Origin of the sequence: Pseudomonas sp. NPDC087615, from assembly GCF_044743445.1 — a bacterium.
GTDB classification, from domain to species: Bacteria; Pseudomonadota; Gammaproteobacteria; order Pseudomonadales; family Pseudomonadaceae; genus Aquipseudomonas; species Aquipseudomonas baetica_A.
This window is the reverse complement of sequence record NZ_JBIUWM010000023.1, coordinates 57,078-81,613: the sequence shown is the minus strand read 5'-3', so window position 1 is coordinate 81,613 and position 24,536 is coordinate 57,078. Positions and strand designations below refer to the sequence as shown.

Genomic DNA, 24,536 nt, shown 5'->3' with positions numbered 1-24,536 from the left:
GTTTTTCTCGTAAACCGTCAACTCCCCGCCCTCAACGTTCAAGCCGTTGATGATCACCGGGTCGTCGTTGTTGTGGATCTGCAAAACCAGATTCGCAGTGCTGGTGTCACCGTCCGAATCGGTGATGGTGTAGGCGAAGGTTTCGGTGCCGTTGCCGCCGCCGTGCAAGGCTTTGAAGTCGGCGTCACTGGTGTTCAGCGTGTAGGTGTAGGTGCCGTTGGCGTTCAATACCAACGTGCCATAGGTGCCGGTGAATGTACCGGCCGTCACCGGCCCGGTGGGTACACGGTCGGCGCCTTGCACGTCGTTGGTCAGGACGTTGCCAGTCAGCGTGAGCAAGGTTTCCGAGGCGGTCGACGCGTTGCTGTCATCGAACGCTTTGGGCACGTCGTCGATGATGTTGATGTCCAGCGTACCGGTCGCGGTATCGCCATTGCTGTCGCCAGCGATCACGGTGAACTGTTCGCTGAGACTATTGGCGCCGCCACCCGTCGCGTGGGTGTCGTTGCCATTGAGGGTGTAGCTGTAACTGACCACGCCGGTCGCCGCGTTGTAACCGGTGATAGTCAGGGTGTTGCCCAATTGCGTGGTGATCGACTGCGGGAAACCGACGGCCACCCCACCGCTGATCACGTTGATGCCGCCGATGTTCAGACTGTTCAAACCGTCCGGTGCCGTTACCGTGAAGCTTCCGTTTTGGGTCAGCGCGCCAGCGTTGGCCGCCGAGCCGTCTGGAAGATTGGCTTCGTTGAGGGTCAGTTCGCCCCCGGGCACGGCGAGGCCGGTGAGGGTCACAAGGTTGTTGACGGGCGGCACGACAGGCGCGGGCGTGCCATCGCCGTTATCGATCACAGCGTTTTGGCGTACTTCGGGAAATTCGGGAATGCCATTGAACCCGGCAGTGGGGAAACCGATGATCGGATCAACCCGCCCGCCGACTTCCGTCAGCAAGACAAAACTGTGCCCGCCGCCCACTGCTCCACCGGTATCGCCCGGGGCGTTGGGGCCAGCGGCGGTGGCTTCAGCGGTTTTGGTCGGGTCGTCACCCGCGGCGATGGCTTTCTGGATCTGCTCGACGTCGGTCAGTTGCGCTTCGCTCGGGGTCACAGCCTCCGGCGCGTTCACATGGGCGGCCTGATCGGCGAGCAATTGGCCGGTCATGGTCAGGCTGCTGTCGCGGCCCAGGGTCAAGTCCTGGCCATTTTGCAGATGAACGGCGACGGCGCCTTCGGCCCCGGTGATCAGTTGATCGCCAGCAAACAAGCGGTCGCCCTCGACCAAGGCGCGACGAGTGCCGTCATTACCTTGCGCGAAAACCTGACCAATGACTTTAGTGACGATACCAATGAGCGTTGCCATGTGAATTCCTCCGCTGCCGACCACCGTCGGCACTGGTTCGCGAAGCAGCCCATGGCTCAATCGGGTTGCCGGGGCGACGCTCGCACCCTCGACAGTTCGTTTGGCCGGTGACGCCTCAAGCGGAAACTTCAGTGCTATCAAACACTTGTGAATCCTGATTGAAGCAGCACACCGACTAACGCTACGTAACGGTGGTGAATCACCAAGGTGACAAAAATCTGTCGCCCATCAACCGCTACGCGTCCCTCCCCTTCAGCAGTACTTCGCCGTATGTCGCAAAGTGAATGGAACTTTCCTCAAGCCTTTTCGCGCTCCCTAAAGCACATAAAACAAAGGCTTTCGACCTGAACAATGTGCCGGTTTTTACAAAGCGCATAAGTTTTTTTCGGCATAAGCCTTATGAAAATTTTTTCTTAGCTACGCTTCAGGATGTTCTTAGCTCTGTTGTTACAAGAGTGAAACGCCTATAGCTAAAAATACCGCCAAATTTTTGGCGACAGTAAGACACCATCAGGAATCAGGGAGATGCACCCATGCGCGTTCTAACCCCCCTCTGCAGCGCGGTTTTGCTGGCCATGGCTTGCACTTCTCAAGCTCAGGCCATGAACCTCACCGAGGCGATCCAAAGTACCATCGCCACCCACCCGGAACTGGCTTCACGCGTGGATGCACGCCTGGCTGCGGATGAACAAATCAAAGTCGCCAAGGGCGGTTTCTACCCGTCCGTCGATTTGAACGCCTCCTACGGGCGCGGCTACAGCGACAACACCAATACCCGGGCGCTGGGTAACCACCACACGTCGATCCTCAACTACACGCAGTCCGAATTGCGGCTGCGGCAGATGCTCTTCGACGGTTTCAACACCGCCAACGAGGTTGAACGCACCAAAGGCGTGTCCAACTCGCGTGCTTACTACGCGCAGGGCACCGCTCAGGATCTGGCTCTGCGCACCATCGAGGTTTACCTCGAAGTGCTCAAGCGCCGCGAACTGGTGACCCTGGCCCGCAACAACCTGCAGGCGCACTTGCGTGTAAACGACCAGATTGGCCTGCGCACCGAGCGCGGCGTCGGTAGCACCGCCGACTCCGACCAGTCGGGTGCCCGTAAGGCACTGGCGCAAAACAACCTCGATACCGCTGAGGTCGATCTGGCCGACGCCGAATCGAATTTCTACAGCGTGGTCGGGCGCATGCCCGATGAGCTGGAAGCGCCGGCATCGACCCGCGGCGAGTTGCCCACCACCCTGCCGGAAGCCCAGCAGAGCATGGTCGAGAACAACCCGTATCTGAAATCCGCACAGGCCGATGTGCAGTCGGCCGAGAGCCAGTACGAAGTGGCCAAATCGCCGTTCTACCCTCGCTTCGACGCGGAAGCGGCAGTGGGCGCGAACAACAACGTGCAGGGTGACCAGGGCCACGACAACGAATGGCGCGTGGGCGTGGTGATGAACTACAACCTGTTCCGCGGCGGCAGCGACAAGGCACGACTGGCCTCCGATGCACACCAGATCAATCAGGCCATGGACATCCGCAACAACGCCCTGCGCCAGCTCAACGAGAACATTCACCTGGCCTGGAATGCCATGGTCAACGCCAAGAAACAAACCCCGACCGCCCGCGAATACGCCGAAACCACCAAACGCGTGCGCGCCGCGTATCAGGACCAGTTCGGCCTCGGCCAACGCACCCTGCTCGACTTGCTCGACAGTGAAAACGAGCTTTACAACGCCAACCGCCGCTACACCGAAATCCGTTACACCGAGGAATACTCTATGTACCGCGTGCTGGCGAACATGGGTCAGTTGCTGAGCAAACAACGGGTGGTGCTGCCTGCCGACGCGATCGCTGCGACCGAGGTGAAAAACGAAGCGCGCTTGCCTGAACTGAAATAAGCCCAATGAAGCGGTAACAGGGGAACGATCAATATGACCAGCATGGAACCCGGCCATTCCGGGGTCGATCCGCGGCTGAGCTTCGATGATCCGTTACTCGACGGTCTGTTGATCCTCTGCAAACTCCATGGCGCGACGGTCAGTCGCGCCAGCCTGAGTGCCGGTCTGCCGCTGAACAAACAACGCCTGAGCCTGGATCTGCTGCCCCGCGCCGCCGCCCGGGCCGGGTTACAGGCACGGTTGTTGCGGCGAGACCTGAACGACATTTCGCCGCTGAACCTGCCGCTTCTGTTGCTGCTCAACGACGGTCGCACCGCCGTGTTGCGGCGTTTCGGCGACGACGGCAAAGCGCTGATTTTGCCCAGTGAAGCCGATGGCGGCGAGCAATGGGTCAGCCGCGAAGAGCTCAGCGAACACTACAGTGGCCAGGCCTTGTTCGCCCGGCCTCGGCATGAACTCGAAGACCTGCGCTCACCGCTGGTGCCACGGGTGCATGCGTGGTTTCGCGACACCCTGAAGCTGTCGAAATGGTTGTACAGCGATGCAATTCTCGCCAGTTTCCTGATCAACCTTTTAGGCCTGATGGTGCCGCTGTTCGTCATGCAGACCTACGACCGCGTGGTGCCCAATCAGGCCACCTCGACCCTGTGGGTGTTGTCGATCGGTCTGCTGATCGGCACCGGTTTCGAACTGGTATTACGGGTGGTGCGCGCGCACCTGCTCGATACCGCCGGCAAGAAAACCGATGTGATCCTTTCCGCGACTTTATTCGAGCGCATCACCGGCATGTCGATGAAGGCTCGGCCGGCGACCATCGGCGGTTTTGCCCAGAGCATTCATGACTTCCAGGGCCTGCGCGAATTTCTTACGGCGGTGACCCTGACCAGCCTGATCGATCTGCCCTTCGTGGTGTTGATGCTGGTGGTCATCGGCCTGCTGGGTGGTTGGCTGGTGATGATCCCGCTGCTGGCCTTCCCCATCACCATCGTCTTCGCGATGGTCATTCAGGTGCGTCTGCGCGACACGGTGCAAAAAAGCCTGAGCCTGGGCGCTGAGCGTCAAGCGCTGCTGATCGAAACCCTCGGCGGTCTGGAAACCCTCAAGGCTTGCAGCGCCGAAAGCGAGCGCCAGCACAAATGGGAAAGCACACACGGCGCCCTCACCCGCCTCGACAGCCATGCGCGCAACCTCTCGGCGCTGGCGACCAACGGCACGCTGTTCATTCAGCAGTTCTCGGGGATGGCGACGATTGTCGCCGGGGTCTACAGCATCATCGCCGGCAACCTCAGTGTCGGGGCGCTGGTGGCAACCTACATGCTCGGCAGCCGCGTACTCGCACCGCTGGGGCAGATTGCCGGGCTGATCACTCGCTACCAGCAAGCGCAACTGACCATGAAAAGCACCGACGCGCTGATGTCGCTGCCACAGGAGCGCGACGCCAAACAGCGACCGCTGGAGCGTACGCAACTGCAAGGCGCACTGGACGTCAGTGGTGTGACGTTTCACTACAACGGCCAGAATGCGCCGGCCCTGAGCAACGTCACTTTCAGCCTGAAGCCCGGAGAACGGGTCGGCATCATTGGCCGTAGCGGCTCAGGCAAAAGCACCCTGGCGCGGCTGGTGATGGGGTTCTACGAACCGGAGGAAGGCCAGTTGCTGCTCGACGGCCTTGACCTGCGGCAACTGGATGTCGCCGACCTGCGCCAGCAGATCGGTTACGTCGCCCATGACCTGCCGCTGCTGGCGGGCAGCCTGCGCGACAACCTGACCCTTGGCGCGCGCTACGTCAGCGATTCACGGATGCTTGAAGTGGCCGAACTGACCGGTGTCACCGAACTCGCCCGTCAGCATCCGCAGGGTTTTGACCGCCCGGTGGGCGAGCGCGGGCAGTTGCTGTCCGGCGGTCAACGCCAGGCCGTATTACTCGCTCGGGCATTGCTGCTCGACCCGCCCATCATGCTGCTCGACGAACCGACCAGCGCCATGGACAACAGCAGTGAGGACCTTCTGCGTCAGAAACTGCACAACTGGGTACAAGGCAAAACCCTGCTGCTGGTCACCCACCGCACCTCGATGCTGAGCCTGGTGGACCGGCTGCTGGTACTGGACAACGGCCGGATCGTCGCCGACGGTCCGAAAGAAGCGGTCATCGATGCACTGCGCAAGGGCCGTGTCGGCTCGGCGGCGGTCTAGGAGTTGCCCCATGTCTGCTTCTTCAGATAGCAAATCACGCGGCTACTTCGACAGTTTCGGCAAAAGTGCCGAAGCCGATTTCATGCCGGAAACCGCCGGCGCCTCGTTGCAGGATTCGCCGCGCTGGTCGCGGATTACCGTGTGGCTGGCAGCGGGGTTGCTGATCAGCGCGCTGGTCTGGGCCAAGTTTGCGGTGCTTGAAGAAGTGACCATGGGCGAAGGCAAGGCGATTCCGTCGAGCAAGGTCCAGGTGATTCAAAACCTTGAGGGCGGCATCGTCACCGAGATTTTCGTCCGCGAAGGCCAGATGGTAAACAAGGGCGACACCCTGTTGCGTCTGGATGACACGCGATTTTTATCGAACAAGGGCGAAAGCGAAGTCGACCGTTATGCATTGACCGCACAGGTCGAACGGTTGGCCGCGGAATCGGAAGGTCGGCCCTTCAAACTCTCCGAAGAGGTCATCGCCAAGGCCCCGCAAGTGGCCGAAGACGAGCGCTCGCTGTACGAACAACGCCAGCGGCGACTGGCCAGCGAACAGCGCACCTTGAGCGAACAGTTGCGGCAGAAAACTCAGGAACTGGCGGAGTTCCGCTCCAAGCAAGGCCAATTCAGTTCAAGCCTGTCATTACTGCAACAAGAGATGAACATGTCCGAGCCACTGGTCAAGGCCGGCGCGGTATCGCCCGTGGAGATTCTGCGGCTCAAGCGTAGTGCGGTGGAAATCCGTGGTTCGCTGAATGCGACGACGCTGGCGATTCCCCGTGCGGAATCGGCGATTGCCGAGATCCGCAGCAAGATCGACGAATCGGAGCAGACCTTCCGCTCGGAAGCCGCCAAAGAGCTGAATGAAAAACGCACCGACCTGTCGAAAATCACTGCAACCAGCATCGCCATCGACGACCGCGTCAGCCGCACCACCGTGACCTCACCGGTACACGGGGTGATCAAGCAATTGAAGGTCAACACCATCGGCGGCGTGGTCCAACCGGGCAGCGACATGTTGGAAATCGTGCCACTGGAAGACAACCTGCTGATCGAGGCCAAGGTGCGTCCGCAAGACGTCGCGTTCCTCCATCCGGGTCAGAAAGCCATGGTCAAGTTCAGCGCTTATGACTACACGATCTACGGTGGGCTCAGTGCGAAACTGGAGCTGATCGGCGCCGATACCATCACTGATGACAAGGGCAACAGCTTCTATCTGATTCAGGTGCGTACCGATAAAAATCATTTGGGCGGGGATGTGAAACCCCTGCTGATCATCCCGGGGATGGTGGCGACGGTGGACATCATTACCGGGGAGAAAAGTGTGCTGGATTACCTGCTCAAACCAGTGCTCAAGGCCCGAACCGAGGCGATGCGCGAACGCTAGTCATTTTTGAGATTTGCGGTGATTGTTCTAACGCTTTCGCGAGCAAGCCCGCTTCCACATTTTGGAATGCGTTCCCCCTGTGGGAGCGGGCTTGCTCGCGAAGAGGCCGGCATTATCAACACCTATCTTTCGCCATGGTTCTTCTGAAAGGTCTCTTCCCCCATCGCCGCTATCTGCCCCTCGATCAACGCTTCAAACGGCTTGAGCAACGGTTCGAAAGAGGTCGGCGCCTCCAGCGTGTGCAACGCCTGCACAATCGCCTCAACCGTCGACAAGGCTCCCGGCCCCGGGGCCTTGCGCAACCGATAGCGCGACACCCCGCCCTCTGCCAGCGTCACCCGTGGCAACGCCGCCAGCAGCGGATTGAGATGGAGCATTTTGCGTGCCTTGCGCCAGGTGCCGTCCGGCACCACCAGCAACAGCGGTTGATCGGACTCACCATAAGCCTGCATCGGCTGCGCATCTTCGGCGGGAAACAACAACCGCGCCTGATACCCCGGTTGATTCAACAGGGTCGGCAAATCCTCAAACACCTCACCCACGATCAGCTCGGCATTGGTCAAACCCAGCGCCGCCAGCCGTGCCGTGTTCAACGCATGATTGACCTCACTCGGATGCTGCAACAACAGCACCCGCGTGCGGCTGTCGAGACGCGGAATCAGCGCACACAGGCAATGGGTTTGTGGGCGCAGGCAGCGCGGGCACTGGGGTCTGGACATATTTCTTTTTCCTTCGAGCTATGCCTGATTGAGCTGGGCTTTGAGCAAATCGCGGAACGTCTGAATCAACGGCTCACGGCTACGGCCACGGCGCATGATCATCGAAAACGGCGCCTGATAACCGAAAGTCGCCGGCAGCAACACGCGTAAATCGCCCTTGTCGGCCCAGGCCTGAGCGTAGTGTTCCGGCAGATAACCGATGTAGGCGCCGGACAGCACCAGAATCAGCTGTGCTTCCATACTTTCCACGGTGGCGGCGCTGTGTTTGAAGCCGTGACGTGCCAGTTCCGCCTGGCTCCAGTAGCCGCGACCGACCATGCGTTGCTGAGTGATGACTTGCTCGGGAATGCGCCGCTCGTTGAACAACGGGTGACGGCTGCTGCAATACAGCCAGTGCTGCTCGCGGTACAGCGGCATGTAGACCAGACCGCTCATGCGCGTCGAGAACGCGCCGATCGCCAGATCGAGGCGGTTGTCCTGCACGCCGAGTTGCAGTTCGTAAGGGCTCATCACCGACAGGTGCAAATGCACCGCCGGGTGTTCCTGGCTGTAGGCGCCGATGGCTTCGGCGAACGGCAGCGCTTTGTCGCTGACGGTGGAGTCGATCACCCCCAGGTTGAGCGTGCCGCGCAGCTCACCCTTGAGCGCGGCGGCGTACTGCTCGAAACCTTCAAGTTCGCCGAGCAGGCGCAGGGTTTCCTGATGGAACAGCTCACCCTTGCTGGTCAGGCTGAAGCCGCCACGGCCGCGATGACACAGCACCAGACCGAGCGCGGCTTCGAGCTGGCTCATGTAGGTGCTGATCGCCGAGGTCGACAGGTTGAGTTCCTGCTGCGCGTTGGCGAAACCCTGATGACGCACCACGCTGACGAAGATGCGCAACAGTTTCAGGTCGGGTAAAGCGTTGGCCATGTCTACTCCATGTTCCTGTCGAAACGCCTTAAATGTGGGAACGGGCTTGCTCGCGAAAGCGTCGGGCCAGCCAACATCCACGTTGCCTGACACACCGTATTCGCGAGCAAGCCCGCTCCCACTGAGGCGCCATGTTCACCCCGGTGAACGACAACGAGTCTATCTTCAGCCTCGCCGTTAGTTTAGAAAAATCTGAACTAAGTATTTGCCCGTAGCGATTCTTCCCCACCCCTGCATTTCGCAGAATCGGCCCACAACGGTGCCCGCCTGCCGGCGCGCCGACATAAATAAAACAAAGACGATGAGGCCCTACCCGTGGACAAAATTCTTCACCAACCACTGGGCGGCAACGAAATGCCGCGCTTCGGCGGCATCGCCACCATGCTCCGACTCCCCCATGTACCGACCGCTGCCGGCCTGGACGTTGCCTTCGTTGGCGTGCCGCTGGACATCGGCACATCGCTGCGCCCCGGCACCCGCTTCGGGCCACGTGAAATCCGCACCGAATCGGTAATGATCCGCCCGTACAACATGGCCACCGGCGCCGCGCCGTTCGACTCGCTGTCGGTGGCCGACATCGGTGACGTGGCGATCAACACCTTCAACCTGCTCGACGCCGTGCGCATCATCGAAGAAGCCTACGACAACATCCTCGAGCACAACGTCATCCCGATGACCCTGGGTGGCGACCACACCATCACCCTGCCGATCCTGCGTGCCATCCACAAGAAACACGGCAAGGTCGGTCTGGTACACATCGACGCCCACGCTGACGTCAACGATCACATGTTCGGCGAGAAAATCGCCCACGGCACCACCTTCCGTCGCGCCGTCGAAGAAGGTCTTTTGGACTGCGATCGTGTCGTGCAGATTGGTTTGCGCGCTCAGGGTTACACCGCTGATGACTTCAACTGGAGCCGCGATCAGGGTTTCCGCGTGGTACAGGCCGAAGAGTGCTGGCACAAGTCGCTGGCGCCGCTGATGGCCGAAGTGCGTGAGAAAGTCGGCGGCGGTCCGGTGTACCTGAGCTTTGACATCGACGGCATCGATCCGGCCTGGGCGCCTGGCACCGGCACCCCGGAAATCGGCGGTCTGACGACCATTCAGGCGATTGAAATCGTTCGCGGCTGCCAAGACCTCGACCTGATCGGTTGCGATCTGGTAGAAGTCTCGCCCGCTTACGACACCACCGGTAACACCTCGCTGCTGGCCGCCAACCTGCTGTACGAAATGCTCTGCGTACTGCCTGGCGTGGTCCACCGCTGAGGGTTTGGCCATGAACGAACGTGATCAGGTTCTGAAAGCGGCCGCCGAGCTGGTATGCGCCTTCGCCCGTAATGATCGCGAGGCTTACTTCGGCGCGTTCAGCGCTGATGCGAGTTTCGTGTTCTACACCCTCCAACAGCCGCTGCTGTCGCGCGACGCCTATCAGGCGTTGTGGGACAACTGGCGCGCCGAGGATGGCTTCGAAGTGCTCTCGTGCACGTCGAGCAACGCCTTCGTCAGCCTGCAAGGTGACGTGGCGATTTTCATCCATGACGTGGCCACCGAGCTGCGCATGCAAGGGGAGCAACACTTCAGCCAGGAGCGCGAGACGATTGTTTTCAAGAAACAAGCGTCGAGCCTAGAACAACAAGGCCTTTGGCTGGCCTGTCATGAACATTTATCCGCAATGCCGGAAGGGCTGCCATCCCCTTAGCCAAACAGGTGACGCTCACGCACGATGCGCGCGCCTTTATGATCGGAGCAGATCATGAATAACAACAACAACGACCAAAGCCTTACGCAAATTGAAACCCACGGGGTCGAACAGATCCCGGACAACGAACGCACCGCAGGCCCGACGGATTTGTTCCGGATGATCTTCGGCGGTTCCAATACCTTTGCCACCGCCGTGCTCGGCAGTTTCCCGGTGCTGTTCGGTCTGTCGTTTCAGGCCGGCGTCTGGGCGATTGTCGCGGGCGTGTTGCTCGGCTCACTGATCCTCGCACCGATGGGCTTGTTCGGCCCGCTCAATGGCACCAACAATGCCGTGTCGTCCGGTGCGCATTTCGGCGTACACGGGCGGATCGTCGGCTCGTTCCTGTCGCTGCTGACCGCCATCGCCTTCTTCTCGCTCTCGGTGTGGAGTTCGGGGGATGCGCTGATTGGCGGTGCGAAACGCTTGATAGGCTTGCCGGAAACCGACCTGACCCTGGGATTGGCCTACGGCCTGTTCGCGATCCTGGTACTGACCGTGTGCATCTATGGCTTCCGCTTTTTGCTGTGGGTGAACAAGATCGCGGTGTGGAGCGCCAGCCTGCTGTTTCTGCTGGGCGCCTTCGCTTTCGCCGCTCCTTTCGACGCGCAATACGCCGGCACGGTCAGCCTCGGTCAGCCCGGCTTCTGGGCCGCGTTCATCGGCGCCGCGCTGGTGGCCATGAGCAACCCGATTTCCTTCGGCGCGTTCCTCGGCGACTGGTCGCGCTACATCCCGCGTGACACCTCCAAGCAGCGGATCATGGCGGCGGTGGTGCTGTCGCAGATCGCTACGTTCATCCCGTTCCTGTTCGGCCTGGCCACCGCGACCATCGTCGCGATCAAAGCGCCGGACTACATCGCGGCGAACAACTATGTGGGCGGTCTGCTGGCAGTGTCGCCGAGTTGGTTCTTCCTGCCGGTGTGCCTGATTGCGGTGATCGGCGGCATGTCCACCGGCACCACGTCGCTGTATGGCACCGGGCTGGACATGTCCAGCGTGTTCCCAAGAGTGCTGTCACGCGTAAAAGCGACGTTGCTGATCGGCGTGCTGTCGATTGCCTTCATCTTCATCGGGCGCTTTGCGGCGAACCTGGTGCAGAGCGTGTCGACCTTCGCTGTGCTGATCATCACCTGCACCACCCCGTGGATGGTGATCATGATCATCGGCCTGCTGGTGCGTCGCGGCTTCTACTGCCCGGACGACCTGCAAGTGTTCACGCGCGGCGAGCAAGGCGGACGCTACTGGTTCACGCACGGCTGGAACTGGCGTGGTCTGGGCGCGTGGATCCCGAGCGCGGCGGTCGGCCTGTGCTTCGTCAACCTGCCGGGACAGTTCGTCGGCCCGCTGGGTGAAATGGCCGGCGGCATCGACATCAGCCTGCCGGTCACCCTCGGCCTGGCTTCGGTGGTGTACCTGACGCTACTGCGCCTGTTCCCCGAACCGCGCGAAGTGTTCGGCCCGCAGGATGCCCGAAGCCAGGGCGCAAACACGCCGGCTAAAGCGTCGTTGCGCCAGGCCGCCTGAAGAAACACATAACCCCTGCGGGAGCGGGCTTGCTCGCGAAAGCGATTTGTCAGTCACATCACTGTTGAATGTGCCGACGCCTTCGCGAGCAAGCCCGCTCCCACAAGGGCAAATCGATTCCAGCCTCACATAAAAAAGACAATCGGAGACACGCCATCATGGCTTTGGATTTAATCGTCGTACTCATCTACGCCGCCGCGATGCTGATTCTGGGCTATTACGGCATGCGCAAAGCCAAGACCCACGAAGACTATCTGGTCGCCGGTCGTAACCTGGGCCCAAGTCTGTACATGGGCACCATGGCCGCGACTGTACTGGGTGGCGCGTCCACCGTGGGTACCGTGCGTTTGGGTTATGTGCACGGTATTTCCGGGTTCTGGCTTTGCGCAGCACTGGGTTGCGGCATCGTTGCGCTGAACCTGTTCCTCGCCAAGCCGCTGCTGAAACTGAAAGTGTTTACCGTCACCCAGGTGCTGGAAAAACGCTACAACCCGATGGCTCGTACCGCCAGCGCCACCATCATGCTGGCCTACGCCTTGATGATCGGCGTGACCTCAATCCTGGCGATTGGCACCGTGTTGCAAGTGCTGTTCGGCCTGCCGTTCTGGATGTCCGTGCTGCTGGGTGGCGGCATCGTCGTGATCTATTCGACCATCGGCGGTATGTGGTCGCTGACCCTGACCGACATCGTCCAGTTCGCGATCCAGACCGTCGGCCTGATGTTCCTGCTGCTGCCGATCTGCCTGTACCGGGTCGGTGGCTGGGATCAACTGGTGGCGCAATTGCCGGCCGCCAGCTTCAGCTTCACCAGCATCGGCTGGGACACGATCATTACCTACTTCATGATCTACTTCTTCGGCATCCTGATCGGTCAGGACATCTGGCAGCGCGTGTTCACCGCCAGAAGCGAGAAAGTCGCGAAGTACGCCGGCACTTCGGCCGGCATCTATTGCATCATCTACGGCCTGGTCTGCGCCCTGATCGGCATGGCTGCACACGTCCTGATCCCGGATCTGGATAACGTCAACAACGCCTTCGCCGCCATCGTCAAAGTCTCGCTGCCGGACGGCATCCGGGGTCTGGTGATCGCCGCAGCACTGGCTGCGATGATGTCCACCGCCAGCGCCGGCCTGCTCGCCGCGTCCACCACGCTGACAGAAGACCTGCTGCCGAAACTGCGCGGCGGCAAACAGTCCAACGTGGCCGTCAGCCGCCTGTTTACTCTGTTGACCGGCGTTGCGGTGCTGGGCATCGCGTTAGTGGTCAATGACGTCATCAGTGCCCTGACCCTGGCCTACAACCTTCTGGTCGGCGGCATGCTGATTCCATTGATGGGGGCGATTTTCTGGAAACGCGCGACCACCGCTGGCGCGATCAGCGCGATGACCCTGGGTTTCGCCACCTCATTGATCTTCATGTTCAAGGACGGGATGGACGCCAATTCGCCGATCTATTACAGCCTGGGTATCAGCCTGGTGAGTTTCGTGCTGGTCAGCCTGTTCTCGCGCCGCCCTGCGATGGTGGCGAGTGCGCTATAAGCTTTGATGTAACGACTTGATGCTTTCTTCGACGGGTGTGGCGTCGGTTGCCACACCCGTTTTTTTCGTTTTAAGGAATGTACTGATGAAGATTGTTTCTCGCGATCAGTGGTTCGAAGTGCAAACCCTGAGTGACAGCATCCGCCTGATTCACGAGCCGTACATCCGCCCGTTCTACCGCTGCAACCTGTGGCACGTTCAGGGCCGCGATAAGGATCTGTTGCTCGACAGCGGTTCAGGGCTGGTCAGCCTGCGCGAGCAACTGCCATGGCTGACCGAGCGGCCACTGGTGGCCGTGGCCAGCCATTGCCATTTCGACCACATCGCAGGCCATCACGAGTTTGCCGAGCGGCTGGTGCACCCTGCCGAGGCCGACATCCTTGCCGCGCCGGATGGTGAAAACGATTTGAGCCGTGCCTTCGTCGGCGACGACATGTTCGAAGCACACCCGGATTGCCCGCTGTGCTACGCCGAATACCGCGTCAAAGCGGCACCGGCGACCGGGTTTGTCGAAGACGGGGATGTGCTGGATCTGGGCAACCGCACGTTGCAGGTGCTGCACACGCCGGGGCATTCGCCGGGCGGGATCAGCCTGTTTGAAGCCACGACACAAACACTGTTCAGCGGCGACATCATTTACGACGGGCCGCTGATCGAAGATGCCTACCATTCGAATCTGGACGATTACGCCACCAGTCTGCGACGTTTGCAGGCGTTGCCGATCCGTACCGTGCATGGTGGACACTTCGGCAGTTTTTCCGGTGAGCATTTGCGTTCGATGATTGACGAATGGTTGCGCCAACATCAGTGAGGCCTGCTGTAATCAAGCAGAACAACGACTAGAACTGCCTGCCATGAGAAGAGCTGCCGTGCGTGCTGCCGTGCATCGGTTCATCCGCCGACTGCTGGAAAACCGCGAATTCGATGACCACACCAGTCTGGTGCAATTGGGACTGGAGAAAGCGGATATCGAGGATCTGATTTTTCATCTGGAGGATGAATTCGGACTGACGGCATTCACCGCCGAAGAAGATCACCTGCTCAAAACTGCGAGGACCGCGAATGACTTGAGCCGGTTTTTACTGATGATCGCGCGGCACTGAATGCAAAAGATCGCAGCCTTCGGCAGGTCCCACACCGTTTTGTGTGGGAGCTACCGAAGGCTGCGATCTCTCGATCGATTAATGGGGCATTACCGCCGACGCTGCTGACGCCGACGCTGTTCGTCGTCTGTGCGAATCGGTACCGGTTGCAGAGGCGGTTCGATCAAGCCGAGGGCCACACCCAAATCATGCAGCCAATTCTGAATTTTCTCTTTCATCGTAATGCCCCCTTCAGGGTGGTGCCGAGCGACCGGAATTCTGAGGTCGCCTCGCACTGATAATAGTCCGAAGTCCTGCGCAATGCTCGGCCTAATCCGCAATGATCTGTTACTGAATAGAACAGAATCCATTGCCGTCGGTTCAAGTCGTTTCGCGGGTTTCAGCCAGAGCCGCAGGATAGACGGCCTGCTGCACTTCAATCCATGCATTGAGATTGGCGCCCACCCTGCCCTTGCGCCACATGAGCCATGTTGTCGCACCCTCGAACGCTTCGGCCAGCGGCTGGTTCCTCACCGCGCCGCCGGCCAACTCAGCGATGGCCTGGCGATGCAATCGACTACTACTGGCCGAGCGCTTTGCGCAAACGGCGACGCAACCACTGCTCAGCGCTGACGAAAGTGATGCCGAGCAACACCAGTACCGCGCCGATGACGAAGTTCAGGCTCAGTCGCTCGCCGAGCAGCAACACACCGAAGGTGACCCCGAACAGCGGCGTCATGAATGAGAACACCGCCAGATTCGCCGCCAGATAACGGCGCAATAGCCAGAACCACACCAGATAACTGAAGAACGACACCACCAGCCCCTGGAACAGCACACTGGCCACCGCCACGGAGGTCAGGCTGACATGGGTGATCTGGCCGCTGAACAACGCGATCAACAACAGGCCGATGAAGCCGACGATCAACTGATAGAACAGGGTCAGCGTCACCGGAGCGTCCGACAATCGCGAGGCGCGCACCACCACGGTGGTCGCCCCCCAACAGGCGCCGGCCAACACACCGAAGGCATCGCCCAGCAACATACGACGGTCGATGTTATCCCACGACACACCGCCGGCGAAGGCCAGCGCAATGCCGATGAATGCCAACACAATCCCCAGCCACTGCAAGGGCCGCAGACGCTCACTGGCCAACAGAAAATGCACGCCCAGCGCGGTGAAGATCGGCGCGGTGTAGAGGAACACCGACATGTGCGCAGCGGTGGTCAGTTGCAAACCTTCGCTGATAAAGAAGAACTCCAGGCCGAACAGTGCACCGGCCAGCAAACCGCCGCGCCAAGTGCTGCCGACCTGATCCCAGCCACCCTTCCAGCAGATGAGCAAGCCTACAAGCAACGCGGAAATCCCTGACCGCCCCGCCGCCTGCATCACCGGCGCGATATCCGGTGCAGCCCACTTGATCATCACTTGCTGCACGCCCCAGATCAGACACAGGCCGATCATCACCTGCAAGGCAAAACGGTCGGCATTGCGCCGCTCGGCACTCACCGCAACACCTCGAACACACACAACATGGCAGCCATCCAATGGGCAAAAATCAGAATCGGGGATTATCAATCAGTCAGGCAGAAAAAGCCGTCCGGAAAAGACTCTGGAGGCGTCAGTAACGTCACCGGGGGAATGGCGGATGGCTGCGCCATCCATCGCGAGCAGGCTCGCTCCCACAGGATTCGGCGTCGAGCTCAGAATTTGCGCACGACATCGGTCCCTGTGGGAGCGGGCTTGCCCGCGAAGAGGCCGGTTCTTTCAACAAATACTACAGACCAGACCTGTCCAGTCGCTTCGCCGCCAGGAAACCAACAGTACACGCCACAGCCGTGGCAAACGTCCCCCACGCCCAATCCATCAACGTCACCTGCACCGACCACCCACGCAATGTCGCCCAATTGGTCAGGTCATACGTGCCATACGCCACGAGCCCCAACAACGCGCCCATCTTCGCTGCCCGCTGCCAACTCGATGCCGGCAACACCACAAACACCACACACCCGAAAACGTACAGGCAATAAAAAACCGCTGCCGGAACCAGCAGCGGTTTTTCGAGCATCAGGGTACCGAGCAACTCACGATAGGTCGGCGCCATCAGCAGGCCGAGCCAAATACCGTCGAGCAACAGAAACGTCACCAGCGTGGCGACATAGGCAATCAGCGCTTTTTTCATTTAACCGACCTCAAGTAAGCCCATGAAACATGGGCCACGCAAGGCTCAGGTTAGTTCAATGCGATCGGCATGAATGACGATCTTGCCTTCCTTGTACAGCGAACCGATAGCCTTCTTGAAGTTGCCTTTGCTGACGCCAAACAGGCTAGTGATCAACACCGGATCGCTCTTGTCGCTGACCGGCAATGTGCCGGCGTTCTCGCGCAACTTGGCGAGGATTTTCGAGTTCAGGCTGCTGGCCGCTTCCTGGCCAACCGGTTGCAGGCTCAGGCTGATCTTGCCGTCGGCGCGCACTTCCTTGATGAAGCCTTTCTCGATCATGCCGGCGCGCATGAACTTGAAGATTTCGTTCTTGTGGATCAAACCCCAGTGCTTGTTGTTGATGATCGCCTTGAAGCCCATATCGGTGGCTTCGGCGACCAGCAGATCAACTTCCTGGCCCTGGCTGTAGTTGGCCGGGGTCTTGTCGAGATAGCGATCCAGCCGCGCGGTGGCGGTGATACGACGGGTGTGTTTGTCGAGGTAGACGTGCACCACGCAATACTCGCCCGCCGTCATCTGACGCTTTTCTTCGGAATACGGCAGCAACAGATCCTTCGGCAGCCCCCAATCGAGGAACACACCGATGCTGTTGACTTCAACAACTTTCAGACTGGCAAATTCTCCCACCTGAACTTTTGGTTTTTCTGTAGTAGCGAGAAGTTTGTCTTCGCTGTCCAGATAAACAAAAACGTTGAGCCAGTCTTCATCTTCGCTGGGAATATCTTTAGGGATATAACGGTTGGGCAAAAGAATCTCGCCATCGGCACCGCCGTCCAGATATAAACCGAAGTTAGTGTGTTTAACCACTTGCAAACTGTTGTAACGCCCGACTAAAGCCATTTCCAGAACCCTCATTGCGTGGGCGGCATTCTACCCGTTTTGCCGTGAACGTTGGCCGGCAGATTCCCAGGTTTCAGTAAAATCTGCGCAAAGCCTTGATTTTCCTTGGCCCCGGATAAGCGGGTTGCCGCTCGTCAGGCCGGTTTTGCGCCTTACGGGAGACCGCCACAGCACGGCAAAATATAAATGATGTTATTTAAAACAGCAGGTTAGACGATTATTCCGAGTATTGAATCGAGCGTAATGCCGTCACGGGATGGGTTATTCCGGGGGATATTTAACAAGCTATTGTCAAGTTATTCCTGTACGATGCCTGGCCGAGTTACTTTTCTACAGGTTAATGGCCGCCATGCGTGTAAAAGCATCCACCAGCAAAGCAAAGCCAGCTCCAGCCGTTGAAACCAGCGAATCGATCAACGATCAAATCGCCGCGTTCCTCAAGTCTGGCGGCGAGATTCAGCAAATTGCCAAAGGCGTCAGCGGCCAGACGTTCGGCCCGTCCAAGCAGATCAGCCTGGGCAAGAAGTAACACCCGGTTTTACCCCCGTCCAGAGGCGCTTTGAGCTTCGAAGCGTCTGGACTGGCACCACGCAATACTCCCCCCGTTTAAAACAAACAAATACTCAAAAATCGACGAACGGCCATCAATGCCGATCATTCGCCGGTATCCTTGCACGCGTCTGGATCAAGCGTTTCAGCAGGCCCGCCGCCCTGCGCTCGCTGTTCATGGAGTGACGCATGCGCAAATCATCCTGTTTATTGCTCTTAAGCCTGATGGCTTGCACAGCTGTGCATGCGCAGGTTTTCCAGCGTGAACTTGGTGACTTCGACCTGAAACTCGACACCACACCCAGCCGCAGCATGGCCCAAGGCCTGGTCAAACCGGCGGCCGCGGGCTCGTTTCATGGCGGGCTCGACCTCAGCCACGACAGTGGCCTGTATTTCGGCCAGTACGCGCCGAGCATGGGCATCACGCCGGGCAAGAATCTCGAAATCGATTCCTATGTCGGTTTTAAACAACCTTTCGATCAAACCCTCGGCTATGAAATCGGGATGATCCACTACAGCTATCCCGAGGTAGACACACTCGACAGCCAGGAACTGTTCGGTGGCCTGACCCTGCTCGGCAGCCGTTTCGGCATCGCCCTGAGCCACGACCCGGACAAACAGAACAACACGTTGTTTGCCGATCTTGGCGGCAACCAACCGTTCGGCATCGGCGTCAGCATGAAATACACCACCCACCAACTGAATACACCGGTGGCGGTGGACGGCGGTTATGTCAGCAACTTTACCGATTGGTCGGTGAAACTGTCCCGGCCGTTAATGGGCGTCGATCTCAACCTGATCTACAGCAACTCCAGCCTCAGCGGCAGCGATTGCTCGGCCTACTCCGGACACAACAGCCAGTGCGACGGCCTCGTCACACTCAAGGCCGAGCACGCATTCTATTGATCGGCTGAACTGCCGGGTTCATTGTGCGTTCACATAAGAATCAGATCCCCAAGGCTGGCTATCGCAAGGATTCGCCCATGTCTCGCTGGTTCAAACATATCGCTACCCTCTTGATCTTCACCCTTGCCCTCGGCGCCTGCAGCCGCGTCGGCCTGGCTTATCGCAACCTCGACGTGATCATCCCGTGGACGCTCAGCGACTACCTGGACATGAACGGCGAGCAGAAAGGCTGGTTCAACGAACGCCTCAAAGAACACCTGAGCTGGCACTGCAGCACGCAATTGCCAGAGTATCTGGACTGGCTCGACCGCCTGCAAACGATGGTTGAAAACAATCAGGTGACCGACACAGCGCTGCAGACACGCACGGAAGAAGCCAAGCAGGCGATTGCTCAAACCGCACGGGAAATCACTCCGTCAGCCATCGAGTTGCTGCAAGGCTTGGATGACAAACAGGTCGCGGAAATGAACGACGCATTTGCCAAGGATTTGCGTAAACGCCAGCGGGAATATTTGAACCCGCCGCTTGCCCAGCAGATCGCCGAACGCGGCGCACGCATGGTCAAACGCCTCAACGACTGGCTCGGGCCCTTGAGCGTCACTCAAGAACAGCGGGTAATGGCGTGGTCGACCGCGCTGGGCGACCAGAACACCCAATGGATCGCCAACCGCGCTCACTGGCAGCAGCAGTTCAGTAACGCCGTTGCCCAGCGTAAAAGTGCCGAATTCCCACAGCGAATCGAGACACTTCTGGTCAACCGCGAGCGTTTATGGACAACGGATTACCAGAAGGCCTATGCGAACACCGAAGCGCAAGCGCGCTCGCTGGCGGTGGACCTGATGGCCGAGAGCACACCGCAGCAGCGTCAGCGGTTGCTCAAGAAAATCGAAGGGGTGCGTAAAGACTTCAATGACCTCAAATGCCTCAAGGCCGCACAAAAACCTTGAGTCAGACGTCAAACCAATGTGGGAGCGGGCTTGCTCGCGAAGGCGGTGTATCAGACACGTAAAGGGTGAATGACACACCGCATTCGCGAGCAAGCCCGCTCCCACAAAGGCTATCAGGCAATCTGAGCCTTGGAAGCCACCTCATCAAACGTCGCTTCATCCAGCGCGTCTTCCTGTTCATCCAGCACCTGCCGTGGATGATCGTTGCCGGGAATGCTGCTGTCGATCAGGCTCAGCAGGCTCGAACCACGCGGAGTCAAAATGAAGTTTTCGCCATTGCCGCCCTGATCCTCGGGCCGTGGCTCGAAATAACCGCGATCCAGCAACAACTTTTCATACTCGCAAGCCAACGTTTTCAGATGATCCAGATTCTCTACCGGCTCACCTTGTGCTGCAGTCTGCGCCGCTTCCTGTTCGGCATAAGGCCGTGGCGTGAAGCTATGGCCAGCGCTGTTCTGCGCTTCATGCAGCAAGCGCTCAATCAAACCCCAGTTATAAGTCGTCATCCTGATTCAACCTCCGGTGCGCGTGAATTTTGGCGCGTTCATAGGTTGTGACCCAAGCGGATCGTAGCCGTTCAGCCACGTTTTCCCATGCGACCGACCGGCGGTCTGTCGAATTCTTCAAGGTTTAAACGACTAGTCTGAAACAGACGGTTTCAACCCCGCAGGAGAAATCATCATGAACGTTGAGAATCATCCGGTGGTATCGCGCGAAGAATGGCTCGCCGCCCGTAGGCAACACCTCGATCACGAAAAAGCCTTCACCAGGGAGCGCGACCGCCTCAGCGCCGAACGTCGCGCATTGCCTTGGGTGAGAATCGACAAGGACTACCACTTTCAAGGCCCGGACGGCGAATTGAAACTGGCTGACCTGTTCGGCAAGAACAGCCAATTGGTCGTCTACCACTTCATGTTCGCCAAGGACTGGGAGGAAGGCTGCCCAGGCTGCTCGTTTCTGAGCGATCACATTGACGGCGCCAATCTGCATCTGGCCCATCACGATATTGCCGTGGTCGCAGTTTCCCACGCCCCGTTCAACGAATTTCAGGACTTTAAACGGCGCATGGGCTGGAAGTTTGACTGGGTGTCGTCAGACGATTCCGATTTCAACTACGATTTTGGCGTATGTGCCCGAGCTGAAGACGCCGAGGCCGGCAAGGCTACCTACAACTACGAAAAGACTGACAGCGCCGAGGAGGAAATGCCGGGGCTGAGCGTGTTTTATCGCGATGATAAAGGTGGGATTTTCCACACTTACTCAACGTATGCCCGTGGGCTGGACATGTTGGTGGGCGCCTACAACTACCTCGATCTGACGCCCAAGGGCAGGAATGAAGACGAGATCATGGAGTGGGTGCGGCATCATGATCGGTATGAGTCGGCAATCAAGTCTGAATGCTGTCATGGGAAAGAAGGTTGAACAAAATAGCCAAAGCGGGGGCCCATGGCCATCCGCTGTTTACTTAAAGAACAGGGCAGATTTGTTATCGGAATTGCTAATCGCTACGGCCCTGCAAGAGCGCCATTCTGATCATCGAAGATAAACAGCGATCTCAAAATAGTGACCATCCAACAGATAATTTCGACCCGATCAAGTCAATGGGTTCAGCACGTTTGTTGCGCTGAACTTTATCCCTGAAAAGCTCCTCAACCGGTTAACCCGACTTAACCGGAACGAAGGCCTACCCCATGAAAACCCTGATCAAGCTCACCCTCGCCGCCACGCTCGCCTGCGCCCTGCCCGTCTGGGCTTGCACGCCGGAAGAAGCCAACGCCAAACGCGAACAACTGGCCAAGGAAGTTGCGAAGCTCACCGAACAGAACCCGGCCAAGGCCAGGGAGATCAACGCCGAGTTGCAGAAAATGGATCTGGGCACGGCCAGCGCCGATCTGCCGGACAAGTGCCAGTTGATCGATCAGCGCTTGAAAGAGCTGGATTCGGCCGAGAAGAAAACCGAGGGTTAACAAACCAAAGTCAAAAGATCGTCCGATCGCGGCCCGAGCCTTCGGCAGCGCCTACACCGATCCCTGTAGGAGCTGCCGAAGGCTGCGATCTTTTGACCCTGAAAATGCATCAATGCATTTATTTACTTGCATAAACGCATACACGAACTAAGGTTACCTCGAGCAAGGAGATCGGCACCTTTCATCGCAGATGAAAACCTTTAACCACCGATCGCTCGGCAACACCGCTACAACCACACAAGCTGGACGCTTGTTTTCACTCATGGAGGATTGAAAAAATGTTAACCAATGAAGCAACCCGATTCACCGGCGAAACGCTGCCAAGGTGCTTGAGCAGCCATTTGCTTGACCCGCAACTGGTCGAAGTCGAAGCGGCTGAACAGATCAACGCCCTCGCCACTGGAAGCCTCAATTTCAGCATGCAGAAACAGACCCAGACCAACTGGTGCTGGGCGGCCGTTTCCGCTTCGGTCGGCAACTATTACGGCACCGGGTCCTGGACCCAGTGCGGTGTCGCCAGTTCGGAACTGAATCGCAACTGCTGCAATCAGCCGGGGCCGTGCAACGTTTACGGCTATCTGGATTCCGCCCTGCGCACCACGCGCAGTTACAACGGCATGAATCAGGGTTCGCTGCAGATGTCGGCCATTCAGAACCAGATCAACATGGGCCGTCCGGTCGGCCTGCGCTGTGCCTGGTACGGCGGCGGTGCGCACTTCCTGACGATCTATGGCACCAACGGCAACTACGTGCTGGTCGCCGACTCGATCTATGGCTATTCGACCCGTGCGTTGAACGCTTTCCCCGGTTCGTATAACGGCGGCGGCAACTGGACCCACACTTACTTCACCGCCAAAAACTAGGAGGGCGACATCATGCAACTGACTTATCCAAAGGCGCCTTCCAACGGCGTTCAGACACTGCGTCCGGCGCTGCAAGCCGCACTGCAAAACCAAGGCTTCGGCGCCAATCGCCAGTTTGCCAATGCAGCACCTGCGAAAATCAGCCTCAGCGAAGCCTATCGCGGCTACTCATTGAGTCTGGATGACCTGAGCACCGGCAAAGGGCTGAAAGACGCCAAGGTGGGCGACTGGCATTACTTGGTGTTCGCCGATGGCGTGACGATTGCCGATGCACAACTGGCCGATGTACGCGGTCACGTCGAGTTCGCCTCGTTGAACCACGGGACGCTCGCCGCCGCGACTGTCGGAGCGCTGAAACTGGCCGAACAGTCACCACAACTGCAGGGTAAAACCGTTGAGCTGCGGGTGTTGTTTGTTTCAGCGCTGCACGTTGTGGCGATCTGGCTGCACGCCGACGGTGAAGATGTGCTGATTCCAATCGATCCAACGCCCAAAGAACTGGCGGGCACCCGGTTGTACAGCGAGGCGGCGCTGCTCGCCCTGCTGAAGCCGGCCGCTGACACGGCAAAGCAACGTTTTGATGCCGACACCAGCGGGCAGCTCGGGAACTGACAAATCCCGTCCGTAAAAAAACCCGGACACTGTCCGGGTTTTTTGTGTGCGCCTGAAACGACTTACTCAGCCGCTGGCTCTGCCGGCTTGCGGCGCTTGAGCGGGGCCATGCCGTCGCTGCTCACCAGAGAGTCCGGCTTCGGACGATTGACGCTCTTGCGCTTGGTCGGCGTCTTGGCGGCGGTTTTCTTCTTGTCGCCCTTGGCGTCGGTCTTTTTCTTCTTCACGCCAACCGCTTTACCCGAGGCCTTGACCTTTTTCGGTCCGCCGTAGGTGCCTTTGACTTCCTTGACGGTGCGGCGCTCGAAGCTCTGCTTCAGATAACGCTCGATGCTCGACATCAGGTTCCAGTCGCCATGGCAGATCAGCGAGATCGCCAGACCGTCGTTACCGGCACGACCGGTACGACCAATGCGGTGTACGTATTCGTCGCCGCTGCGTGGCATGTCGAAGTTGATCACCATATCCAGACCATCGACATCCAGACCACGGGCCGCGACGTCGGTCGCTACCAGAATCTTCACCCCGCCCTGCTTCAGACGATCGATCGCCAGTTTGCGATCCTTCTGGTCTTTCTCGCCGTGCAGCACGAACGCCTTGTATTCCTGAGCCACCAGACGACCATAGATGCGGTCGGCCATGGCGCGGGTGTTGGTGAAGATGATTGCTTTCTGATAGGTCTCGTTGGCCAGCAGCCAGTTCACGATCTGTTCTTTGTGCTGGTTGTGGTCAGCGGTGATGATCTGCTGACGGGTCGTCGAGTTCAGTTGGCTGACCGCGTTGAGCTGCAAGTGCTCAGGGTTGTTCAGCACCTTGGCGATCATCTCGCGCAGGCCGGAGCCGCCGGTGGTGGCGGAGAACAGCATGGTCTGCTGACGGTTCGGGCATTCATCGACCAGACGCTGCACGTCTTCGGCAAAACCCATGTCGAGCATGCGGTCGGCTTCGTCGAGAACCAGCACTTCAACTTCTTTCAGATCGAGGTTGCCGGCGTTGAGTTGCTCGATCATCCGGCCTGGGGTGCCGATGAGGATGTCCGGCACCTTGCGCAGCATGGCGGCCTGCACCTTGAAGTCTTCACCGCCGGTGATCAGGCCGGACTTGATGAAGGTGAACTGCGAAAAACGCTCAACTTCTTTCAGGGTTTGCTGGGCCAGTTCACGGGTCGGCAGCAGGATCAGCGTTTTGATGCTGACGCGGACCTTGGCCGGGCCGATCAGGCGGTTGAGGATCGGCAGTACGAAAGCGGCGGTCTTGCCGCTACCGGTTTGCGCCGTCACCCGCAGGTCACGCCC

26 protein-coding genes are annotated in these 24,536 nt (G+C 59.0%); 16 read left to right on the top strand and 10 right to left on the bottom strand.

Translation table 11 applies throughout. The annotated features are described in order from the left end of the window. Nucleotides 1-1,359 (bottom strand): retention module-containing protein (locus tag ACIOU6_RS13830; RefSeq protein WP_401137045.1); only part of this gene is annotated, 1,359 nt, incomplete at its 3' end. A 533-nt stretch (nucleotides 1,360-1,892) separates the two neighbouring features. On the opposite strand from ACIOU6_RS13830, the gene ACIOU6_RS13825 reads away from it, so the two are divergent. Genes ACIOU6_RS13825 through ACIOU6_RS13815 form a run of 3 tightly spaced genes read left to right on the top strand, consistent with a single transcriptional unit; the run spans nucleotide 1,893 to nucleotide 6,816 of the window. Continuing rightward, complete coding sequence (locus ACIOU6_RS13825) at nucleotides 1,893-3,251, top strand: TolC family outer membrane protein (protein ID WP_221733681.1); 1,359 nt, start codon at nucleotides 1,893-1,895, stop codon at nucleotides 3,249-3,251. Between the two features lie 33 nt (nucleotides 3,252-3,284). Next, nucleotides 3,285-5,444, top strand: coding sequence for a type I secretion system permease/ATPase (locus tag ACIOU6_RS13820; RefSeq protein ID WP_401137042.1), 2,160 nt, complete (start codon nucleotides 3,285-3,287; stop codon nucleotides 5,442-5,444). A 10-nt stretch (nucleotides 5,445-5,454) separates the two neighbouring features. After that, on the top strand, nucleotides 5,455-6,816 hold the full coding sequence (locus ACIOU6_RS13815; RefSeq protein WP_221733683.1) for an HlyD family type I secretion periplasmic adaptor subunit: 1,362 nt from the start codon (nucleotides 5,455-5,457) through the stop codon (nucleotides 6,814-6,816). A gap of 122 nt (nucleotides 6,817-6,938) precedes the next feature. Here the strand turns inward: ACIOU6_RS13815 and ACIOU6_RS13810 are convergent, their stop codons facing one another. Continuing rightward, complete coding sequence (locus ACIOU6_RS13810; RefSeq protein WP_401137039.1) at nucleotides 6,939-7,535, bottom strand: tRNA-uridine aminocarboxypropyltransferase; 597 nt, start codon at nucleotides 7,533-7,535, stop codon at nucleotides 6,939-6,941. 18 nt (nucleotides 7,536-7,553) lie between these two features. Further along, nucleotides 7,554-8,447: a LysR family transcriptional regulator gene (locus ACIOU6_RS13805; protein WP_090282283.1), complete on the bottom strand. Its 894-nt coding sequence runs from the start codon at nucleotides 8,445-8,447 to the stop codon at nucleotides 7,554-7,556. Between the two features lie 315 nt (nucleotides 8,448-8,762). Here ACIOU6_RS13805 and speB point away from each other — a divergent pair, with 315 nt between their 5' ends. The 6 genes from speB (at nucleotide 8,763) to ACIOU6_RS13775 (ending at nucleotide 14,353) form a co-directional block, all read left to right on the top strand. Further along, the gene (speB, locus tag ACIOU6_RS13800; protein ID WP_401137035.1) at nucleotides 8,763-9,713 is read left to right on the top strand and encodes an agmatinase; all 951 of its coding nucleotides are present in this window, start codon (nucleotides 8,763-8,765) and stop codon (nucleotides 9,711-9,713) included. 10 nt (nucleotides 9,714-9,723) lie between these two features. Further along, entirely contained in the window at nucleotides 9,724-10,146 is a 423-nt protein-coding gene (locus ACIOU6_RS13795) for a nuclear transport factor 2 family protein (RefSeq protein WP_221733686.1), read from the top strand. A gap of 54 nt (nucleotides 10,147-10,200) precedes the next feature. Then, nucleotides 10,201-11,712 carry a cytosine permease gene (locus tag ACIOU6_RS13790; protein WP_221733687.1) on the top strand — a complete coding sequence of 504 codons (1,512 nt, stop codon included), beginning with the start codon at nucleotides 10,201-10,203 and terminating at the stop codon, nucleotides 11,710-11,712. Nucleotides 11,713-11,870: 158 nt separating this feature from the next. Further along, the gene (locus ACIOU6_RS13785) at nucleotides 11,871-13,250 is read left to right on the top strand and encodes a sodium:solute symporter (RefSeq protein WP_221733688.1); all 1,380 of its coding nucleotides are present in this window, start codon (nucleotides 11,871-11,873) and stop codon (nucleotides 13,248-13,250) included. A gap of 85 nt (nucleotides 13,251-13,335) precedes the next feature. After that, nucleotides 13,336-14,061, top strand: a complete 726-nt coding sequence (locus ACIOU6_RS13780) for an MBL fold metallo-hydrolase (RefSeq protein ID WP_401137030.1) — start codon at nucleotides 13,336-13,338, stop codon at nucleotides 14,059-14,061. Nucleotides 14,062-14,104: 43 nt separating this feature from the next. Continuing rightward, nucleotides 14,105-14,353: an acyl carrier protein gene (locus tag ACIOU6_RS13775; RefSeq protein WP_401137027.1), complete on the top strand. Its 249-nt coding sequence runs from the start codon at nucleotides 14,105-14,107 to the stop codon at nucleotides 14,351-14,353. An 89-nt stretch (nucleotides 14,354-14,442) separates the two neighbouring features. Here the strand turns inward: ACIOU6_RS13775 and ACIOU6_RS13770 are convergent, their stop codons facing one another. From ACIOU6_RS13770 to ACIOU6_RS13750, 5 genes are all read right to left on the bottom strand, one after another. Next, nucleotides 14,443-14,571, bottom strand: coding sequence for a PA1414 family protein (locus tag ACIOU6_RS13770; protein WP_007914492.1), 129 nt, complete (start codon nucleotides 14,569-14,571; stop codon nucleotides 14,443-14,445). 142 nt (nucleotides 14,572-14,713) lie between these two features. Beyond that, nucleotides 14,714-14,905 carry a hypothetical protein gene (locus ACIOU6_RS13765; RefSeq protein ID WP_401137024.1) on the bottom strand — a complete coding sequence of 64 codons (192 nt, stop codon included), beginning with the start codon at nucleotides 14,903-14,905 and terminating at the stop codon, nucleotides 14,714-14,716. 7 nt (nucleotides 14,906-14,912) lie between these two features. Next, nucleotides 14,913-15,842, bottom strand: a complete 930-nt coding sequence (locus ACIOU6_RS13760; protein WP_221733691.1) for a DMT family transporter — start codon at nucleotides 15,840-15,842, stop codon at nucleotides 14,913-14,915. A 268-nt stretch (nucleotides 15,843-16,110) separates the two neighbouring features. Continuing rightward, nucleotides 16,111-16,515 carry a DUF2177 family protein gene (locus ACIOU6_RS13755; RefSeq protein WP_221733692.1) on the bottom strand — a complete coding sequence of 135 codons (405 nt, stop codon included), beginning with the start codon at nucleotides 16,513-16,515 and terminating at the stop codon, nucleotides 16,111-16,113. A 45-nt stretch (nucleotides 16,516-16,560) separates the two neighbouring features. Beyond that, nucleotides 16,561-17,397 (bottom strand): S1 RNA-binding domain-containing protein, encoded by an 837-nt coding sequence (locus ACIOU6_RS13750; RefSeq protein WP_221733693.1) that lies wholly within the window; start codon nucleotides 17,395-17,397, stop codon nucleotides 16,561-16,563. A gap of 340 nt (nucleotides 17,398-17,737) precedes the next feature. On the opposite strand from ACIOU6_RS13750, the gene ACIOU6_RS13745 reads away from it, so the two are divergent. The 3 genes from ACIOU6_RS13745 to ACIOU6_RS13735 all read left to right on the top strand — a co-directional run bounded on the left by ACIOU6_RS13745 (nucleotide 17,738) and on the right by ACIOU6_RS13735 (nucleotide 19,799). Beyond that, nucleotides 17,738-17,926 (top strand): hypothetical protein, encoded by a 189-nt coding sequence (locus ACIOU6_RS13745; protein ID WP_016985943.1) that lies wholly within the window; start codon nucleotides 17,738-17,740, stop codon nucleotides 17,924-17,926. A 209-nt stretch (nucleotides 17,927-18,135) separates the two neighbouring features. Continuing rightward, nucleotides 18,136-18,852 (top strand): TorF family putative porin, encoded by a 717-nt coding sequence (locus ACIOU6_RS13740; protein ID WP_401137014.1) that lies wholly within the window; start codon nucleotides 18,136-18,138, stop codon nucleotides 18,850-18,852. A gap of 77 nt (nucleotides 18,853-18,929) precedes the next feature. Next, nucleotides 18,930-19,799, top strand: coding sequence for a DUF6279 family lipoprotein (locus ACIOU6_RS13735; RefSeq protein WP_221733695.1), 870 nt, complete (start codon nucleotides 18,930-18,932; stop codon nucleotides 19,797-19,799). Nucleotides 19,800-19,912: 113 nt separating this feature from the next. Here ACIOU6_RS13735 and ACIOU6_RS13730 read toward each other — a convergent pair whose 3' ends face one another. After that, a complete protein-coding gene (locus ACIOU6_RS13730) occupies nucleotides 19,913-20,305 on the bottom strand; it encodes a transcriptional regulator (RefSeq protein WP_401137010.1) in 393 nt (130 codons plus the stop codon). Nucleotides 20,306-20,480: 175 nt separating this feature from the next. Between ACIOU6_RS13730 and ACIOU6_RS13725 the strand changes: the two genes are divergently transcribed. The 4 genes from ACIOU6_RS13725 (at nucleotide 20,481) to ACIOU6_RS13710 (ending at nucleotide 23,241) form a co-directional block, all read left to right on the top strand. Continuing rightward, nucleotides 20,481-21,221, top strand: coding sequence for a DUF899 domain-containing protein (locus ACIOU6_RS13725; protein ID WP_401137007.1), 741 nt, complete (start codon nucleotides 20,481-20,483; stop codon nucleotides 21,219-21,221). 269 nt (nucleotides 21,222-21,490) lie between these two features. Next, the gene (locus ACIOU6_RS13720) at nucleotides 21,491-21,766 is read left to right on the top strand and encodes a hypothetical protein (protein ID WP_401137004.1); all 276 of its coding nucleotides are present in this window, start codon (nucleotides 21,491-21,493) and stop codon (nucleotides 21,764-21,766) included. Nucleotides 21,767-22,044: 278 nt separating this feature from the next. Next, nucleotides 22,045-22,629 carry a papain-like cysteine protease family protein gene (locus ACIOU6_RS13715; RefSeq protein ID WP_401137001.1) on the top strand — a complete coding sequence of 195 codons (585 nt, stop codon included), beginning with the start codon at nucleotides 22,045-22,047 and terminating at the stop codon, nucleotides 22,627-22,629. Between the two features lie 12 nt (nucleotides 22,630-22,641). Next, a complete protein-coding gene (locus ACIOU6_RS13710; RefSeq protein ID WP_401136998.1) occupies nucleotides 22,642-23,241 on the top strand; it encodes a hypothetical protein in 600 nt (199 codons plus the stop codon). Between the two features lie 62 nt (nucleotides 23,242-23,303). On the opposite strand, the gene ACIOU6_RS13705 is transcribed toward ACIOU6_RS13710, so the two are convergent. Further along, on the bottom strand, nucleotides 23,304-24,536 hold a 1,233-nt coding region (locus tag ACIOU6_RS13705), incomplete at its 5' end, for a DEAD/DEAH box helicase (protein ID WP_401136995.1).